At 74.4% G+C, this 12,620-nt stretch carries 14 protein-coding genes and 1 riboswitch; of the genes, 11 read left to right on the top strand and 3 right to left on the bottom strand.

Features of this window, described 5'->3' with window-relative positions; genetic code table 11:
• Positions 1–29: 29 nt before the first annotated feature.
• The 3 genes from ABTY40_RS28195 to ABTY40_RS28185 all read left to right on the top strand — a co-directional run bounded on the left by ABTY40_RS28195 (position 30) and on the right by ABTY40_RS28185 (position 3,676).
• The gene (locus ABTY40_RS28195) at positions 30–719 is read left to right on the top strand and encodes a GntR family transcriptional regulator (RefSeq protein ID WP_352062084.1); all 690 of its coding nucleotides are present in this window, start codon (positions 30–32) and stop codon (positions 717–719) included.
• A 112-nt stretch (positions 720–831) separates the two neighbouring features.
• On the top strand, positions 832–1,425 hold the full coding sequence (locus ABTY40_RS28190; protein ID WP_352062083.1) for a TetR/AcrR family transcriptional regulator: 594 nt from the start codon (positions 832–834) through the stop codon (positions 1,423–1,425).
• A 187-nt stretch (positions 1,426–1,612) separates the two neighbouring features.
• On the top strand, positions 1,613–3,676 hold the full coding sequence (locus tag ABTY40_RS28185) for a galactose-binding domain-containing protein (RefSeq protein ID WP_352062082.1): 2,064 nt from the start codon (positions 1,613–1,615) through the stop codon (positions 3,674–3,676).
• 71 nt (positions 3,677–3,747) lie between these two features.
• Here ABTY40_RS28185 and ABTY40_RS28180 read toward each other — a convergent pair whose 3' ends face one another.
• Complete coding sequence (locus ABTY40_RS28180; protein WP_352062081.1) at positions 3,748–5,043, bottom strand: YncE family protein; 1,296 nt, start codon at positions 5,041–5,043, stop codon at positions 3,748–3,750.
• Between the two features lie 164 nt (positions 5,044–5,207).
• On the opposite strand from ABTY40_RS28180, the gene ABTY40_RS28175 reads away from it, so the two are divergent.
• Complete coding sequence (locus tag ABTY40_RS28175; RefSeq protein WP_352062080.1) at positions 5,208–5,810, top strand: CBS domain-containing protein; 603 nt, start codon at positions 5,208–5,210, stop codon at positions 5,808–5,810.
• Positions 5,811–5,997: 187 nt separating this feature from the next.
• On the opposite strand, the gene ABTY40_RS28170 is transcribed toward ABTY40_RS28175, so the two are convergent.
• Together ABTY40_RS28170 and ABTY40_RS28165 are read right to left on the bottom strand one after the other, a co-directional pair.
• On the bottom strand, positions 5,998–6,297 hold the full coding sequence (locus ABTY40_RS28170; RefSeq protein ID WP_345287817.1) for a DUF1876 domain-containing protein: 300 nt from the start codon (positions 6,295–6,297) through the stop codon (positions 5,998–6,000).
• Positions 6,298–6,401: 104 nt separating this feature from the next.
• Positions 6,402–6,803, bottom strand: coding sequence for a hypothetical protein (locus ABTY40_RS28165; protein WP_352062079.1), 402 nt, complete (start codon positions 6,801–6,803; stop codon positions 6,402–6,404).
• A 442-nt stretch (positions 6,804–7,245) separates the two neighbouring features.
• Here ABTY40_RS28165 and dhaK point away from each other — a divergent pair, with 442 nt between their 5' ends.
• The 7 genes from dhaK to ABTY40_RS28130 all read left to right on the top strand — a co-directional run bounded on the left by dhaK (position 7,246) and on the right by ABTY40_RS28130 (position 12,448).
• Entirely contained in the window at positions 7,246–8,238 is a 993-nt protein-coding gene (dhaK, locus tag ABTY40_RS28160) for a dihydroxyacetone kinase subunit DhaK (RefSeq protein WP_352062078.1), read from the top strand.
• A gap of 52 nt (positions 8,239–8,290) precedes the next feature.
• Positions 8,291–8,950, top strand: a complete 660-nt coding sequence (gene dhaL, locus ABTY40_RS28155) for a dihydroxyacetone kinase subunit DhaL (RefSeq protein ID WP_352062077.1) — start codon at positions 8,291–8,293, stop codon at positions 8,948–8,950.
• A complete protein-coding gene (locus ABTY40_RS28150; protein ID WP_352062076.1) occupies positions 8,947–9,354 on the top strand; it encodes a PTS-dependent dihydroxyacetone kinase phosphotransferase subunit DhaM in 408 nt (135 codons plus the stop codon). The genes dhaL and ABTY40_RS28150 overlap by 4 nt, the downstream gene beginning before the upstream one ends.
• 110 nt (positions 9,355–9,464) lie before the next feature.
• Positions 9,465–9,658, top strand: a riboswitch (cobalamin riboswitch).
• A 29-nt stretch (positions 9,659–9,687) separates the two neighbouring features.
• Positions 9,688–10,401: an energy-coupling factor ABC transporter permease gene (locus ABTY40_RS28145; protein ID WP_352062075.1), complete on the top strand. Its 714-nt coding sequence runs from the start codon at positions 9,688–9,690 to the stop codon at positions 10,399–10,401.
• On the top strand, positions 10,398–10,805 hold the full coding sequence (locus ABTY40_RS28140; RefSeq protein ID WP_352062074.1) for an energy-coupling factor ABC transporter substrate-binding protein: 408 nt from the start codon (positions 10,398–10,400) through the stop codon (positions 10,803–10,805). Before ABTY40_RS28145 ends, ABTY40_RS28140 begins: the two co-directional genes overlap by 4 nt.
• A gap of 6 nt (positions 10,806–10,811) precedes the next feature.
• On the top strand, positions 10,812–11,561 hold the full coding sequence (cbiQ, locus tag ABTY40_RS28135) for a cobalt ECF transporter T component CbiQ (protein ID WP_352062073.1): 750 nt from the start codon (positions 10,812–10,814) through the stop codon (positions 11,559–11,561).
• The gene (locus ABTY40_RS28130; RefSeq protein WP_352062072.1) at positions 11,558–12,448 is read left to right on the top strand and encodes an energy-coupling factor ABC transporter ATP-binding protein; all 891 of its coding nucleotides are present in this window, start codon (positions 11,558–11,560) and stop codon (positions 12,446–12,448) included. Before cbiQ ends, ABTY40_RS28130 begins: the two co-directional genes overlap by 4 nt.
• The last annotated feature ends 172 nt before the right edge of the window (positions 12,449–12,620 follow it).

The following is a 12,620-nucleotide window of genomic DNA, read 5'->3' as shown; positions in this document are numbered from 1 at the left end:
GGAGTGACGGAACGGAAGGGTCGGAGACGATGAGCGGCGCGGTGGAGAGGCGGCGGCCCCCGACGGCCCAGCAGTTCGTCCTTGCGGAGCTGCGGCGCGCCATCACCAGCGGGGAGCTCCGCCCCGGCGCGCCGATCCGGCAGGACGCGCTCGCGGCGCGCCTCGACGTGAGCCGGGTCCCGCTGCGCGAGGCGCTGAAGGCGCTGGAGGCCGAGGGCCTCGTCGTGCACCGCATACACCGCGGTTACTTCGTCGCCGAGCTGTCCCTCGCCGACCTGGAGGAGATCTACCGCATCCGGCAGCTCCTGGAGACGGAGGCGGTCCGCAAGGCCGCCGTCCGGATGCCCGACGGGACGATCGCCGCGCTCGAACGGATCCAGCGGGAGGTGGAGGCGGCGGCCGGGGCCGGTGACGTGACCGCGATGGCCGCCGCGAACCGGCGCTTCCACTTCACCCTGATCGAGGCCTCCGGGATGCCCCGTCTGGTGCGCCTCGTCGCCACCCTGTGGGACGCGACCGACGCGTACCGCTCGCTCTACTACACCGAAGCGCCGCACCGGCAGCAGGCGGTGCGCGAGCACCGGGCCGTGATCTCCGCGCTGGTCGAAGGCGACGAGGAGGCGGCCGTCCGGTGGCTGGACGAACACCGCGCCCACGCGGTGGCCGCGCTGCGCGAGGTCCTGGACCTGCCACCCGCCCCGGGGCGCGCCGGGTTCTGACCCGCCGCCGGGGCCGGGAGCACCACCGGGGCCCGGCCCGTGCCCCTACCGCCCGTGGGGCCGCTCCGGCGCCCGGTTACCCTGGCGGCGCCGGACCGAGGAGGAACGAACCATGGCGCGGATGCCGTCGGCCGAACGACGCAGGCAGCTGGTCGAGGCGGCGATCAGGGCGATGACCCGGGACGGGGTCACCCGGACGACCACGCGGTCGATCTGCGCCGAGGCGGGGGTCTCGCTCAGCGTCTTCCACTACTGCTTCGACTCCAAGCAGGCGCTCCTGGAGGCGGCGATCGAGACGATCACGGGGTCGTACGTGACCCGGGTGATGGCGGCGGTCGAGCCGAGGGCCACGCTGCGCGAGACCGTGCGGGGCGCACTGCGGACGTACTGGGACGACGTGACGGCCCGTCCGGGCGAGCACATGCTGACCTACGACCTCACCCAGTACGCGCTGCGCGAGCCCGGGTTCGAGGACCTGGCACGGGCCCAGTACGAGCGGTACGTGGCCTCGGCGGCGTCACTGGTCGAGCAGGTGACGGCGGTCGTCGGGGTGGAGCCTCGGGTGCCGGTGGAGGTGATCGCACGCTGTCTGGCGGCGTCGATCGACGGGCTGACGCTGCAGTTCCTGGTCCTGGGCGACGAACGGGCGGCCGAGGAGCTGCTGGACGTGACGGCCGATCAGCTCGTCCGGCTGATCGAGGGCTGAGGCGGGGCTCCCTCCCCGGGGGAGCGAGCCGGGCCGGACGGCTCGCGCGCGGTGGACGCACCCGGGCGTCCACCGCCTTCGCGCGGACTTCAACAGGTCGTCCGTCCCGGACCCTTGACTCGCTCCACCCGCACCGCGATCCTCGGGGCGCCCGGTACACCCCCACCGACCGGAGGCATCGCAGCTCATGACGCGACCCACGACACACAGAGCACGCGGATACGTTCTCGTCCCCCTCCTTCTGGCCCTCGCCGCCGTCCTGTTCGGCTCCGCCCCCATCCCCGCCGCCGACGCGGGCACCGCCTGGTGGGAGCCCGTCTCCCGCCCCTCGCCGGACTCCGGCGTGAACGTGACGGGCGCGCCGTTCCGGGGCATCGACGCGCAGGGCAGGGTGCGCGGCTTCGTCGACGCGCACAACCACCTCATGTCCAACGAGGGGTTCGGCGGCCGCATGATCTGCGGCAAGCCGTTCTCCGACGCGGGCGTCACCGACGCCCTGAAGGACTGTCCTGAGCACTATCCGGACGGCTCGGGCGCCGTCTTCGAGAATCTGACGGGCGGTGACGGCCACCACGACCCGGTCGGCTGGCCGACGTTCGAGGACTGGCCCGCCCACGACTCCCTGAGCCACCAGCAGAACTACTACGCGTGGGTCGAGCGCGCCTGGCGCGGCGGGCAGCGGGTGCTCGTCAACGACCTGGTGACCAACGGCCTGATCTGCTCGCTGCTGCCCCGGGACCGCGGCTGCGACGAGATGGAGTCGATCCGGCTGCAGGCCCGCAGGACGTACGAGATGCAGGACTACGTCGACCGGATGTACGGCGGCCCCGGCAAGGGCTGGTTCCGGATCGTCACCGGCGCCGCGCAGGCCCGCTCCGTGGTCGAGCAGGGCAAACTGGCGGTCGTCCTGGGGGTGGAGACCTCGGAGCCGTTCGGCTGCAAGCAGGTCCTCGACGTGGCGCAGTGCGACCGGGCGGACATCGACCGCGGGCTGGACGAGCTGCACGCTCTCGGGGTGCGCAGCATGTTCCTGTGCCACAAGTTCGACAACGCGCTCTGCGGGGTCCGTTTCGACAGCGGAACGACCGGAGTGGCGGTCAACATCGGGCAGTTCCTGTCCACCGGCACCTTCTGGACCACGGAGAAGTGCTCCGGCCCGCAGCAGGACAACCCGATCGGCCTGACCGCGCCCCCGGCGATGGCGGCGAAGCTGCCGGCCGGTGTGAGCGTCCCCTCGTACGCCGCCGACGCCCGGTGCAACACCCGCGGTCTGACGCGGCTCGGCGAGTACGCCCTGAGGGGCATGATCGACCGCGGCATGATGCTGGAGCTCGACCACATGAGCGTCAAGGCCGCCGGGCGGGCGCTGGACATCCTGGAGGCGGAGGAGTACCCGGGTGTCCTGTCCAGCCACAGCTGGATGGACATGGACTGGACGGAGCGGCTGTACCGCCTCGGCGGTTTCGCCGCCTCGTACATGCACGGCGCCGAGGGATTCGTGGGCGAGGCCGCGCAGAAGGCGGAGCTGCGCCGGAAGTACGGGGTCGGGTTCGGCTACGGCACGGACATGAACGGGGTCGGCGGCTGGCCGGGCCCGGTCGGCGCGGGCGCCCCGAACGCCGTGACGTACCCCTTCCGCAGCGTCGACGGCGGCTCCGTCCTGGACCGGCAGGTGACCGGTGAGCGGACCTGGGACCTCAACACGGACGGGGCGGCGCACAACGGTCTCGTACCGGACTGGATCGAGCAGATCCGGCTCACCGACGGCGGCCGGGCGGTCGTGGACGAGCTCGCGCTGGGCGCGGAGTCGTACCTGAGGACGTGGAAGGCGACGGAGGACCACGAGCCGGGGATCGACCTGGCCGCCGGCCGGCCGGTGACGGCGAGCACCACGCAGTGGTGGAACCCGTTCGTCAGCTTCGCGCCGGGTCTTGCCGTCGACGGTGACACCGGCACCCGCTGGGCCAGCGAGTGGTCGGACGACCAGTGGCTGCGGGTGGACCTCGGCGCGGTGCACCGGGTCGGCCGGGTCACGCTCGACTGGGAGCGGGCGCACGCGCGCGCGTACCGGATCGAACTGTCGGAGGACGGTGAGACCTGGCGGACGGCGTGGTCGACGGAGGCGGGCGACGGCGGGTACGACACGGCGGAGTTCGCCTCGCAGCCGGCCCGGTACGTCCGGGTCCAGGGCGTGCGGCGGGCCACCGACTGGGGTTACTCGCTGCACGAGGTGACCGTGCGCCGGTCGTGACGGCGCAGAAGGGGCCGGCCGGACCCCGGGGAGTCCGGCCGGCCCCGGCCGCGCGGGGCCGGGCGGCCGGTTCAGCCGGCCGTGGGGCCGGTCCAGTCGGCCGGCACGCGCGCGAGGCGCACCCGCTGTGGGTGGTCGCCGACCTCGACGGAGGCCACGCGCCGGCCGGTGGCGAAGTCGATGGCGGAGACGCGGTCGGAGCCGCTCTCGGAGATCACGCAGGACCGGCCGTCGCCGCTGACGGTGGCCCAGTAGGGCTTGGCGGCGGGGACGAGCGGGCCCTCCTGGAGGGTGGCGCGGTCGACCACGGTGGCGTAGTCGTCCATGGTCCCGGCGACGCACAGCTTGCTGCCGTCGGGGCTGATGGAGAGGCCGTGGTGGCGCGAGTCGTTGACCCAGGTGGTGCGGTCGGGGTCGGTCGCCGGGCCGCCGGGGAGGTTCTTCAGACGGGTGATCCGGTCGGTGGCCAGGTCGTACTCCAGGAAGCCGCCCAGGAAGGAGACCTGGAAGTAGAGCTTCTGCTCGTCCGGGGTGAAGGCCACGGGCCGGACGGCGTCGGAGAGGTCCGAGCGGCCGAAGGCGTCGAGGCGGGCGCGCATGTCGACGACCCGGACCGTCTCGAAGGTGCGCGCGTCCACGACGGTGATGCGCCGGTCGCCCTTGGTCCAGTCGAGCCAGGGGGCGTCGAGAGCGGTGGTGACCTCGCCGATGGACATGTTCCACAGCAGTCCGTCGGAGGTGAAGACGTTCTCGTGCGGCTTGTCCCCGGTGGCGAAGGAACCGACCTGGCGTCCGGTCCCGATGTCGAGGACGTGGACGGTGTTGGCGGTGGAGGCGGAGACGGCGACGCGGGTGCCGTCGGGCGAGACGGCCATGTGGTCGGAGCGGTGGCCGGCGACGGGGAAGCGCCAGTTGACGCGGCCGGTGCGCAGGTCGAGGGAGACGACGTCGGCGAAGCTGGGGCGGGAGACGACCATGGAGCCGCCGTCGGGGGTGGCGTACATGTCGTCCACGAACTGGTCGTGGCCCTCGCCGGGCCCGTTGCGGACGCCGAGGAAGAAGGCGAGCTTGACGGGGTTGAGGTAGATCTCGCGGAGCCGCTCCTCCTTGTCGGGGATCACGTTCACGCGGCCGATCCGGTGGAAGTCGCCGCGCGCGGCGATGACATCGGCGGTGCCGTCCCAGTTGTTGCCGACGAACATCACCTCGCGCAGGGCGGCCGGGGGCGGCGCGGAGGTGGCGGCCGTGGTGCCGCCGGAGGCGGCGAGGAGGGCGAGGGCGGCGGCGAGGAGGCCGCCGGCCCGGCGGACGCGCGAGGCGCTGCGGGGGCGGCGGGCGCGGTGGGCGGAGGTGCGGGGAGCGGGCATGGGGGGTCCTTCTTCCCTCTCGCGACGGCGACGTACCGGAGAGTAAGCATGTCCATGACAAGCCCACAAGTCCTCGTCCGGCCGCGCCTTACCGCCCCCATACCCCCGGACCGGCCGCCGTGCGGGATCATGGGGTCCGGAACCCAGAAGGGACGGAACGGACGATGAGGCACCGCAGTGTCGCGGACCTGATGACGCCGACCGCCGTGGCGGTGCAGCGCGGGACCCCGTTCAAGGAGATCGCGCGGCTCCTCGACGAGTACGGGATCACCGCGGTGCCGGTCGTGGACGAGGAGAACCGGCCCGTCGGCGTGGTCTCCGAGGCCGACCTGCTGCGCCGGCACACCGCGAAGGACGGCCCCAGCACGGCGGAGGCCATGATGACCAGCCCCGTCGTCACCGCCCGGCCCTCCTGGACGGCCGTCGAGGCGGCCCGGCTGATGGAACGGCACCGGGTGAAGCGCCTGCCGGTGGTGGACGCGGACGGCCGGCTCATCGGCGTCCTCAGCCGGAGCGATCTCCTCCAGCTGTTCCTGCGACGGGACCGCTCGATCCAGGAGGAGATCCGGGAGGACGTCGTCGTCCGCATCCTGCGCCTCTCCCCCGCCGCCGTGCACATCGACGTGGACGAGGGCCGGGTGACCCTGAGCGGCACCCTGGCGCGCCCCGCCCTGGGACCGATCCTGGTCCGGCTGTGCGAGTCGGTGGACGGCGTGGTGGAGGTCGTGGACCGTCTGGTGTACGAGGGGGCCGCGGACGGCGCGTGACGGGGCGCCGGTCGCGGGGCGCGATCCTGCGCCGGGTGCGGCCGTGCGCCCGGTGCGTCCGTGCGCAGGCCCCGGTGTCCCGGCGCGGCCGGCCCGGTGGCCGCTCGGTGACGCGCTCCAGCCGGCCGGACGCAGCTGACCGGATTCAGGGGACGGGGTTCAGGCGACGGGGTTCAGGTGACGGGGTTCAGGTGACGGCCTCCGGCCAGCCGTATCCCGGGCCCGTGCGCCGCGGGAGCGTCCCGGCTCCCACCGCCTCCATCTCCCGGTTGGCCTCCCGCATGAGCTTTCCGGCGAGGTCCTTCATCGCCCGGCTCGCGGCGAGGTCGTCCCCGATCACCGGCACGTCCGCGTCCGCCGGGTTGCACCGGGCGGAACCGTGACCGGTGAGGGTCGAGGTGCCGGTGTCCAGCCGGGCCTCCGCCCTGGTCCTGCCGCCTTCCTCGACCAGGTCCAGGCCGACCGTCCACTCGAGGTGCCGTGTCATGGTCTGCCTCCTCACGCCGGGCCGCGGCCCACGGGCGCGCGGCCCCTTTCCGTACCTTCCAGGATCCTCCCGGCGGAGCCCCGGCGCACGGGGTCCCCGGCCGGTCAGGCGGGGGTGAAGAGGTCCGCGCGGGCGTCGCCGAGGACGAAACCGTTGTCGAGGCGGACCCGGACCCTCACCCGGCGCGCCGCCGTCCGGTACGCGGTCCACGCGGGCTCCAGGGACGCGACCTCCGCCACGAGCCGCTCCCTGCTCGCCGGGGGCATCTGGTGTCCGAAGTCGTCCAGGAGCGCCTTGAGCCGCTCGTACTCGCGCACCTCGGGGCCGGGTTCCGCCCGGTGCTCCTCGGCCCGTACGACGGTGCCCTCCGCCCCCGCCGCGAGGAACAACGTCCCGGCGGGGGCCTCCGTCTCCTCCTCCGCATGCCCGCCGGCCGGCACGAGCGTCCCGGCCAGCCTGAGGTCCGCCGCGAGCTTCACCCGTCGGCCTTCGTGCCACGTCGTCATCGGACCTTCATACCGCAGGCGGCCGCCCCGTACCGCACCGGGTCCGACGGGGTCAGCCCGCCCAGCGGCCGGAGAAGAAGGTGACCGCGAGGACGACGGAGAGGGGCGCCGACAGGCACAGCACCGGGGTCCACAGGCGCGGACGGTTCACGGTCGCGCGGGCGAGGCCGATCCGGAGCGGCCACCAGAGCAGGCCGGCGCGGGGGACGGACCTGTACCGGTACGAGGTGCCGAGCGCCCACAGGCGGAGCCCGTCGCGTACGTGACCGCGGCGGCGGCAGGGCCGATACTCGGCAGGGGCACCCCGGCGGTCACCGCCGGGACCGGCCTTCGAGCAGCACGCACCACCGTCAGCCGCACGCCGTCAGACCAGCCCGCCGGACGGCCCGCCCCCACCGGGAGGGGAGCGGGCCACCGGCTCGCGAGGCCCGAGGAGACCGCTGTGAAGATGCTCATCAACGTGCCCGAGACCGTCGTCGCCGACGCCCTGCGGGGCATGGCCGCCGCTCATCCCGAGCTCACCGTGGACGTGGAGCGGCGGGTGGTGGTGCGGCGGGACGCGCCGGTGGCCGGAAAGGTGGCGCTGGTGTCCGGCGGCGGGTCGGGCCACGAGCCGCTGCACGCCGGGTTCGTGGGGCCCGGGATGCTGGACGCCGCGTGTCCGGGCGAGGTGTTCACCTCGCCCGTCCCCGATCAGATGGTGCGGGCCGCGGCGGCCGTCGACAGTGGTGCCGGGGTGCTGTTCGTCGTCAAGAACTACACCGGTGACGTGCTGAACTTCGAGATGGCGGCCGAACTCGCCGAGGACGAGGGGGTGCGGATCGCCCGGGTCCTCGTCGACGACGACGTGGCGGTCACGGACAGCCTCTACACGGCGGGGCGGCGCGGCACCGGGGCGACGCTGTTCGTGGAGAAGATCGCCGGGGCCGCCGCCGAGGAGGGCGCGCCGCTGGAGCGGGTCGAGGCTGTCGCCCGGCGGGTGAACGAACGGTCCCGCTCCTTCGGGGTGGCCCTCGGCGCCTGCACCCCCCCGGCGAAGGGATCGCCGACCTTCGACCTGCCGCCCGGCGAACTGGAGCTGGGCGTGGGCATCCACGGCGAGCCGGGCCGGGAGCGGCGGGCCATGATGACGGCCCGGGAGATCGCCGACGTCGCCGTCGAAGCCGTCCTGGACGACCTGCGGCCCTCGGGCCCGGTCCTGGCGCTGGTCAACGGCATGGGTGGGACGCCCTTGCTGGAGCTGTACGGCTTCCACGCGGAGGTGGCGCGGGTGCTCGGGGAGCGCGGGGTGCCCGTCGCGCGGGCCCTGGTGGGGAACTATGTGACCTCGCTGGACATGGCCGGCTGTTCGGTGACGCTGTGCGAGGCGGACGAGGAGCTGCTGCGCCTGTGGGACGCGCCGGTGCGGACGGCCGCGCTCCGCTGGGGGCTGTGAGCCGGGCCGGAGTCGCGGGCACATCGTCAGGGACACACGGGAGAGGACCGGGATGACGGAGACGGCGGGAACGTACGGCACGGAGTTCTTCGTGCGCTGGCTGGAGGCGGTGGCCGAGGCGGTCGAGCGGGAGGCCGACCGGCTGACCGAGCTGGACGCGGCCATCGGGGACGCCGACCACGGGGCCAATCTGCGGCGCGGCTTCACGGCCGTGCGGAAGGCCTTGGACGAGGAGCCGCCGACGGCGCCGGGAGCGGTGCTCGTCGCGGCCGGGAAGCAGCTGATCTCCACGGTCGGCGGCGCGTCGGGACCCCTGTACGGCACGCTGCTGCGGCGCGCGGGCAAGGCGCTCGGCGACGATCCGCGGGTGACCCGGGAGCGGTTCGCCGGGGCGCTGGGCGAGGGGGTGGAGGCCGTCTCCCGGCTGGGCGGCGCGCGACCGGGGGACAAGACGATGCTGGACGCGCTGGTGCCGGGGGCGGAGGGGCTGAAGGTGTCCTTCACGGAAGGACGGGACCGGGCCGGTGAGGGCGCCCTCGGGACCGTACCGCTGCGGGCGCGCAAGGGCCGGGCCAGCTATCTGGGCGAGCGCTCGGTGGGGCACGAGGACCCGGGCGCGGCCTCGTCGGCGCTGCTGTTCGCGGCGCTCGCCGCCACGGCCGGGGCGGAAGGGACGAACGGTACGACGGCGGACGGGGAGGGGACGGCATGAGCGCCGGGCAGGTCGGGATCGTCCTGGTCTCGCACAGCGCCGGGGTGGCGGCGGCCGTGGCCGAACTGGCCCGGGGCCTCGCCGGTGGCGGCGACACGGCCCCGGTCCGGCCGGCCGGCGGCACCCCGGACGGGGCCCTGGGCACGAGCGCGGAGTTGATCGCCGAGGCGGCGCGGGCGGTCGACGGCGGCGCCGGGGTGGCGCTCCTCGTCGACCTGGGCAGCGCCGTGCTCACCGTCAAGGCGCTGCTCGCGGAGGGCGGTGAACTGCCCGAGGGATCCCGGCTGGTGGACGCCCCCTTCGTGGAGGGCGCCGTCGCGGCCGTGGTGACCGCGAGCGCGGGCGGCGACCTGGACGAGGTCGCCGCGGCGGCCTCGGAGGCGTACACGTACCGGAAGGAGTGACCGGAGGGGGTGGCCGGTACCGGGGTGCGCGGGGGCGTACGACGACAGCGCGCAGTGAGCGGGAGAACGCGCCGGGTGGCCACCGTGTTGTGATGCACCTGGTCAACCCACTAGTGTCGCACCGCCTTGGTGTACGGGAAACCGGTGCAGTACCGGTGCGGCCCTCGCCACTGTGATCGGGAGGTCCGGCTCCATCCCCCAGGGGAAGCCACTGCACCGCCGCGGGAGACCGCCGGGGTGTGGGAAGGCGGAGTCGGGCGGCATGACCGTCAGCCAGGAGACCGGCCAGGGCGCGTTGTCCATCCACGAGGTGCTGGAGAGGGTCTCCCAACCATGCATATAGCCGAGGGGTATCTGCCCCCTGTGCACGCCGCCGCCTGGAGCGTCGCGGCCGCACCGTTCATCGTCCACGGAGTCCGCGCGCTGACCCGCGAGGTGCGGTCCAACCCCGAGTCCACCCTGCTGCTGGGCGCCTCCGGCGCCTTCACCTTCGTCCTGTCCGCGCTGAAGCTGCCCTCGGTGACGGGCAGTTGTTCGCACCCGACCGGTACGGGACTCGGCGCCATCCTGTTCCGCCCGCCGATCATGGCGGTGCTCGGCACCCTCACGCTCCTCTTCCAGGCGCTGCTCCTGGCGCACGGCGGCCTGACCACCCTCGGCGCGAACGCCTTCTCCATGGCCGTCGCCGGCCCGTGGGCGGGGTACGGGACGTACGTCCTGCTGCGGAGGGCCGGGGCACCGCTGATGGTGAGCGTGTTCGCCGGCGCGTTCGTGGCGGACCTCTCGACGTACTGCGTGACCAGCGTGCAGCTGGCCCTCGCCTTCCCCGACCCCGGGAGCGGCGTGGCGGGCGCGCTGGCCAAGTTCGGCGGCATCTTCGCGGTGACGCAGATCCCGCTGGCGGTCAGCGAGGGCCTGCTCACGGTGCTCGTGATGCGGCTCCTCGCGCAGTCCAGCAAGGGCGACCTGATCCGGCTCGGCGTTCTCGCCCGGCCGGCCGGGGCAGCCGGTGACGCCGCGCCGTCCGAGGGGGCGAGCGCCCGATGAGCCGGAACGCGAAGATCAACGCGCTGCTGCTGCTCGTCGTGGTGGCCCTGGCGGTCCTGCCGCTCGCCCTCGGGCTCGGCGACCACAAGGAGGAGCCCTTCGCCGGGGCGGACGCGGAGGCGGAGAGCGCGATCACGGAGCTGCGGCCGGACTACGAGCCCTGGTTCGCCCCGCTGTACGAGCCGCCGTCCGGCGAGGTGGAGTCGGCGCTGTTCGCCCTCCAGGCGGCGCTGGGCGCCGGCGTCCTCGCGTACTACTTCGGCGTGCGGCGCGGGCGCAGGCAGGGTGAGGCCCACGCGGAGGCGAGGGTGCGCGCCGAGGGCGGCGCGCGGGCCGCGGGGCAGGCCGGGGCCGCGCCCGACGCGGGTGCCGGGCCGGTGCTCCCGCCGCCCGGGGACGCGTAACCGCCGATGCTGCCGATCGACGCGGCGGCGCACGGCAGTCGCTGGCGCCGCCGTCATCCCGCCGAGAAGGCGCTGCTCGGCTTCGGGCTCACCCTGTGCGCGGTGTCGCTGCCGCCGTGGCCGGGCGCCGTGCTCGTGGCCGCGGCCACCCTCACCGTCCTCCTCGGTCCGGCGGGTGTGCCGGGCCGGGCACTGTGGCGGGCCTTCCGGGTGCCGCTCGGCTTCTGCGTCACGGGCGCCGTACCGCTCCTCTTCCAGGTGGGCGGGGGCCACGGGCTCGTGTCGCTCGCACCGGACGGCCCGGTCCACGCGGCCGAACTGCTCCTGCGCAGTGCGTCGGCGTCCCTCGGGGTGCTGCTGTTCGCGTTCACGACACCCGTCTACGACGTCCTGCCCCGGCTGGTGCGGGCCGGGGTGCCGGCGCCGGTCGTGGACGTGGCGCTCGTGATGTACCGGATCGTCTTCCTGCTCCTGGACGCGCTGGCGAAGATCCGGCAGGCGCAGGCCGCCCGGCTCGGGCACACCACCCGGGCGGCGGCCTGGCGTTCGCTGGCCGGGCTCGGCGCGACCGCCTTCGTCCGCGCCTTCGACCGGGCGCACCGGCTCCAGTCGGGACTGGCCGGGCGCGGCTACGACGGGACCCTGCGGGTCCTGGTCCCGGCCGCGGCGGTCTCCCGGCCGTTCCTCGCGGCGACGGGCGCGCTCCTGTCCGGGCTCGTCGCCCTCACCCTCGTACTGGAAAGGTTCCTGCCATGACGGCGTCTCCTCCCGTGGTGCAGCTGGTGGGGGCGGGGTTCGCCTACGAGGACGGTCCCGCCGTCCTGTCGGACGTGGACTTCGCGGTCCCGGAGGGGCGCGCGATCGCGCTGCTCGGCCGCAACGGCAGCGGCAAGACGACGCTGCTGCGGCTGCTGAGCGGCGGTCTGCGCTGCGGGAGCGGCGCGCTGCTCCTGGACGGTACGGAGGTGGCGTACGACCGGAAGGGGCTGACCCGGCTGCGGACCACGGTGCAGCTCGTGGTGCAGGACCCGGACGACCAGCTGTTCGCCGCCTCGGTGGCGCAGGACGTGTCCTTCGGGCCGATGAACCTGGGGCTGCCGGAGGAGGAGGTACGGCTCCGGGTGGCGCGGGCGCTCGCGGCGCTTGACATCACGGCGCTCGCGGACCGGCCGACGCACCTGCTGTCGTACGGGCAGCGGAAGCGGGCGGCGATCGCGGGGGCGGTGGCGATGCGACCCCGTGTCCTGATCATGGACGAGCCGACGGCCGGGCTCGACCCGCACGGCCAGGAACGGCTGCTCGACGCCCTGGAGGGGCTGCGGGAGGACGGCACGACGGTGGTCATGGCCACGCACGACGTGGACCTGGCGCTGCGCTGGGCCGACGAGGCGGCGGTCCTCTCCCCCGGCGGGCTGCGGACCGGGCCGGTGGACCGGCTGCTCGGGGACCACGACCTCCTGGACGCGGCCCGGCTGCGGCGGCCGTGGGGCACGTCGGTCGGGCGGCTGCTGCGGGCGCACGGACTGCTCCCGGAGGGCGCGCGGGAGCCGCGTACGCCGGAGGAGCTGGACGCCTGGGCGGCCACGCTCGTACCGGAAGCCCTGGGGGCGCGGGGAGAGCCGGGAGCGCCCGGCCCTTCCTGACCGGGCCCGTGCTCCGAAGCCCCGGACGCCCCGCGCGCCCGGGGCCTTCGCCGTCCCCACGCGCGCCGGGTCCGGGAGTAGTGGACATCACGCCCCGATTCTTCTGCAACTAGTTGCAGAACCACCTCCGCCTCGCCTACAACAGAGCACGACGACCGTGCGAGGAGGAGCC

It is taken from the genome of Streptomyces sp. NPDC126503 (genome assembly GCF_040302405.1).
GTDB lineage: Bacteria > Actinomycetota > Actinomycetes > Streptomycetales > Streptomycetaceae > Streptomyces > Streptomyces gulbargensis.
The sequence above is the reverse complement of the archived record's forward strand: the minus strand, read 5'-3'. Positions and strand labels throughout refer to the sequence as shown.

Excerpts from the sequence above, each read along its gene's own strand:
- ABTY40_RS28195 (WP_352062084.1), top strand. The coding sequence starts at position 30 with ATGAGCGGCGCGGTGGAGAGGCGGCGGCCCCCGACGGCCCAGCAGTTC.
- ABTY40_RS28190 (WP_352062083.1), top strand. The coding sequence starts at position 832 with ATGGCGCGGATGCCGTCGGCCGAACGACGCAGGCAGCTGGTCGAGGCG.
- ABTY40_RS28185 (WP_352062082.1), top strand. The coding sequence starts at position 1,613 with ATGACGCGACCCACGACACACAGAGCACGCGGATACGTTCTCGTCCCC.
- ABTY40_RS28180 (WP_352062081.1), bottom strand. The coding sequence starts at position 5,043 with ATGCCCGCTCCCCGCACCTCCGCCCACCGCGCCCGCCGCCCCCGCAGC.
- ABTY40_RS28175 (WP_352062080.1), top strand. The coding sequence starts at position 5,208 with ATGAGGCACCGCAGTGTCGCGGACCTGATGACGCCGACCGCCGTGGCG.
- ABTY40_RS28170 (WP_345287817.1), bottom strand. The coding sequence starts at position 6,297 with ATGACACGGCACCTCGAGTGGACGGTCGGCCTGGACCTGGTCGAGGAA.
- ABTY40_RS28165 (WP_352062079.1), bottom strand. The coding sequence starts at position 6,803 with ATGACGACGTGGCACGAAGGCCGACGGGTGAAGCTCGCGGCGGACCTC.
- dhaL (WP_352062077.1), top strand. The coding sequence starts at position 8,291 with ATGACGGAGACGGCGGGAACGTACGGCACGGAGTTCTTCGTGCGCTGG.
- ABTY40_RS28150 (WP_352062076.1), top strand. The coding sequence starts at position 8,947 with ATGAGCGCCGGGCAGGTCGGGATCGTCCTGGTCTCGCACAGCGCCGGG.
- ABTY40_RS28145 (WP_352062075.1), top strand. The coding sequence starts at position 9,688 with ATGCATATAGCCGAGGGGTATCTGCCCCCTGTGCACGCCGCCGCCTGG.
- ABTY40_RS28140 (WP_352062074.1), top strand. The coding sequence starts at position 10,398 with ATGAGCCGGAACGCGAAGATCAACGCGCTGCTGCTGCTCGTCGTGGTG.
- cbiQ (WP_352062073.1), top strand. The coding sequence starts at position 10,812 with ATGCTGCCGATCGACGCGGCGGCGCACGGCAGTCGCTGGCGCCGCCGT.
- ABTY40_RS28130 (WP_352062072.1), top strand. The coding sequence starts at position 11,558 with ATGACGGCGTCTCCTCCCGTGGTGCAGCTGGTGGGGGCGGGGTTCGCC.